Genomic DNA, 3,399 nt, shown 5'->3' on the forward strand with positions numbered 1-3,399 from the left:
AATGGGCATCCGATTCCCCTCAAAGCACGGTGCCGTGGACCAGGGCAACGGCTATTGCTGGGCGTTCTGGCTCAAGCGCGCGGACATCGGCCTCACGGACGACCCCGCTGCCGATGCCGTCCGGCGCTGGTGTGATTCGATGGGGACCATGACGAGCGATCCTCCCGCCTCCGTCACCCGGGACGTCGCCCGGTTGCGGGCGGCGCTGGATGCCACGGTGCCGGGTAAGGACGCGTCGAACCTGTTGATCGGGACCTGGAATGCGCGGGCGTTCGGGGACCTGACCAAGAAATGGGCCGCGGGGCCGCGGGATTCCCCGACACGGGACCTCCATGCCATGACGTGCATCACCGAGATCGCGTCACGGTTCGATGTGCTGGCCCTACAGGAAGTCCGCCGGAACACCACCGCCCTGCACCACCTGATGGACCTGCTCGGAGATGGATGGCGGTTCATCACCTCCGATGTCACCGAAGGCTCCGCCGGCAACGGGGAACACCTGACCTACCTGTACGACACGGCCCGGGTCCAACCCTCCGGGCTGGTCGGTGAGATCGTCCTGCCACCGGGAACCGACGGCCCAATCCCCCAGTTCGCCCGCACCCCCTACGCAGCCGGGTTCACCCGCGGCCCAGCCGGGTTCGTACTGACCAGTGTGCACGTCCTCTGGGGCGCCCGACCCGCCGACCGGCTACCCGAACTAACCGCGTTCGCACAGTGGATGCGCGACTGGGCCGAACGCCCCGATGACTGGAACGAGAACCTCCTCGTCATGGGAGACTTCAACCTCGACCGCATCGGCAACCCGTTGTATGAGGCGTTCGTGTCCACCGGGCTATGGGCGCCGACCGAACTGGACACAGTGCCCCGGACGATCTTCGATAACGACAAGACCCGGCACTTCTACGACCAGATCGCCTGGTTCTCCGAACCCGACGGAACCAGCATGCTCCAAACCCTCACCTACACCGGCCGCGCCGGGCACATCGACTTCCTCCCCCACGTCTACACCGGGCTCACGAAGAACGAGGTGTCCTGGCGGATCTCCGACCACTACCCCCTCTGGACAGAATTCACCGCCTGATCCCCTGAGGGCGTGACCGGGAAACCCTCGTTTGGGCGAATCGGCGAAAGCCGCCGTCAAGAGTCGGTACACGTAGTTTTACCGCCTAACGTAAGCGCGCCAGCATCGTTCCAGATTGAAGAAGCAGCTTGCTAAAACTACCGTCACGAGTAGCTTTACATGACGGCCACAGCGGATACACGCCGCTCACGTCCGGCGGACGACTGAAGGAAAGGACCGTGCATGGAACGCTCCTCCACCGGTGAGGGCGAACAGAAACTGTCTCTGACGGGGTCCGTGGCCCTGGGCACCGGAGTGATGATCGGTGCCGGTATCTTCGCCCTGGTGGGCCAAGTCGCGGAACTGGCCGGTGGTTGGGTGCCTTGGGCGTTCTTCGCCGGTGCTGTGGTCGTGGCGTTTAGCTCCTACTCCTACATCCGCTACTCCGCCACGAACCCGTCCGCTGGTGGGATCGCCATGCTGCTCAAGGCTGCTTACGGCCCGGGAGTTGTTGCGGGCTCGTTCTCCCTGTTCATGTACGTGTCGATGATTCTGGCCGAAAGCCTGCTGGGCCGCACCTTCGGTACCTATTTATTGCGGCCTTTCGGGATGCAGGAGTCCGCGCTGTGGGTGCCGGTGCTGGCCGTTACGGCCATCGCGGGCGCAGCGTTGGTAAACCTCGTCGGCAACCGGTGGGTGGAGCGCTCCGCCACGGTGACAGCGGCGATCAAGATCGTCGGTATCGCGGTCCTGGCCGTCGCCGGGATTCTCGCCGCCGGGCTCTCCTCCCTGGGACGGTTGTTCACCACCGCGGACCGGACCCCGCCGGAAGCGGGGTGGATGGGTTTTCTGGCCGGGGTGGCCCTGTGCATCCTGGCGTATAAGGGATTCACCACGATCACCAATCAGGGAGCGGACCTGCTCGACCCCAAACGCAACATCGGCCGGTCTATCATGATCGCCATCGGGCTGTGTACCGTTCTCTACCTGCTGATCACCGTCGCCGTTACCGGCAGCCTGACAGTCCCGCAAATCATCGAAGCCCGGGACTACGCCCTTGCGGAGGCGGCCGAGCCGACGTTCGGGTCCTGGGGGGTGAGGTTGACCGTGGTGATCGCCGTTGTCGCCACACTTTCCGGGCTGGTGGCCAGCCTGTTCTCGGTCTCCAAGCTCTATGACATGCTCCGGGACATGGGCCAAGCCCCCGGTCTACCGGGGAAGGAGGGGCACCAATCGCTGTTCATCACCGTGGGACTGGCCATCGTCATGGCCGCCTTCTTCGACCTGTCCCAAATCGCTGCCCTGGGCGCCATCCTCTATCTGGCCATGGATATCGCCATCCACTGGGGCATCATCCGGCACCTGAAGAACGAGGTCGAGGCCAGAACCTGGATCCCCTGGGTTGCGATCGTGCTCGACGTCGCCGTCCTGGTGCCCTTCACCGCCCTTAAGGCGCAGTCGGACCCATTCACCGTAGTCGTGACCGTGGTGGTGGCTTCGATCATCCTCCTGACGCAGTGGCTGGTGGTACGCCGTAGAAACCGCGATGGTGAAACGTCGCAGGAAACCTCCGCCCAGCACCACTCCGACTAACGCGCATCCCCCTCCGTCATCGATTCGCTGTCCTGGTGTTGGGGATGCTCGTCATTGAGGCAAACAGGGCCGATCGTCAACAGTGCCGGTTGAAGGGCAGTTCAGTTCCAGGGCGTGTCCCTCTGAGCTGAGGGGCGTCTCGGAAATCAACACATCAAACATCAGGATGAGACGCGTTGAAGAGTCTGCCCGGCATGTGCCGATTGTTGCGTAATAGGGTGAGGAATGTGGGTATCGGAAAGCGGGTCAGCAAGCCACATAGGACGCTTGGCTTTGTCTTGGCCGCTGTAGGTATCCCGCTGTCTTTTGCCTCGGTATGGGCTTTACGGCACCGTACATCGGAAAAAGTACAGAAGTGGCGACCAGGCACCGGCACTGTCAAAAGCGGCGGCCCATTGGGTCTACGGGTATTCGGGCAAGCTGAGCCGGTCCTCGTGCTGATACCCGGAATCACAGCGAGTCAGGCGTTCTATGGGTCAGCATATGACCGGTTAGGTGACGTCGCTACTGTCGTCGTCGTGGACCCCTTGGGGTTCGGATCGTCCATGGACGCCGCAATGAAACCTGATTCGTTCGCGCTCACCAAGCACATCGAGGCTCGCTCACTCGCACTTCAAGAGCTTGATTTCCACCGACGTCCGCTTGTTTTAGTCGGACATTCAATGGGTGCGTCGCTTGCTCTCCAGTGGGCAGCCGCTCTCGATAGCGATGTGCGAGGGTGTTTCATTGAGTGTGTAAGGGGT

General features: G+C 62.7%; 2 protein-coding genes. Both read left to right on the top strand.

What is annotated here, in order from left to right; all coding sequences use genetic code 11:
- Window positions 1–1,084: endonuclease/exonuclease/phosphatase family protein (locus X803_RS0100325; protein WP_253907359.1), on the top strand; the 1,084-nt coding region annotated here is incomplete at its 5' end.
- Window positions 1,085–1,306: 222 nt separating this feature from the next.
- Window positions 1,307–2,656, top strand: a complete 1,350-nt coding sequence (locus X803_RS0100330; RefSeq protein WP_026543564.1) for an APC family permease — start codon at window positions 1,307–1,309, stop codon at window positions 2,654–2,656.
- Window positions 2,657–3,399: the final 743 nt, after the last annotated feature.

It is taken from the genome of Arthrobacter sp. 35/47, from assembly GCF_000520475.1.
GTDB classification, from domain to species: domain Bacteria; phylum Actinomycetota; class Actinomycetes; order Actinomycetales; family Micrococcaceae; genus Arthrobacter_D; species Arthrobacter_D subterraneus.

What these genes read in the sequence shown, in the direction of transcription:
- X803_RS0100330 (WP_026543564.1), top strand. Translation starts at nt 1,307, where the DNA reads ATGGAACGCTCCTCCACCGGTGAGGGCGAACAGAAACTGTCTCTGACG.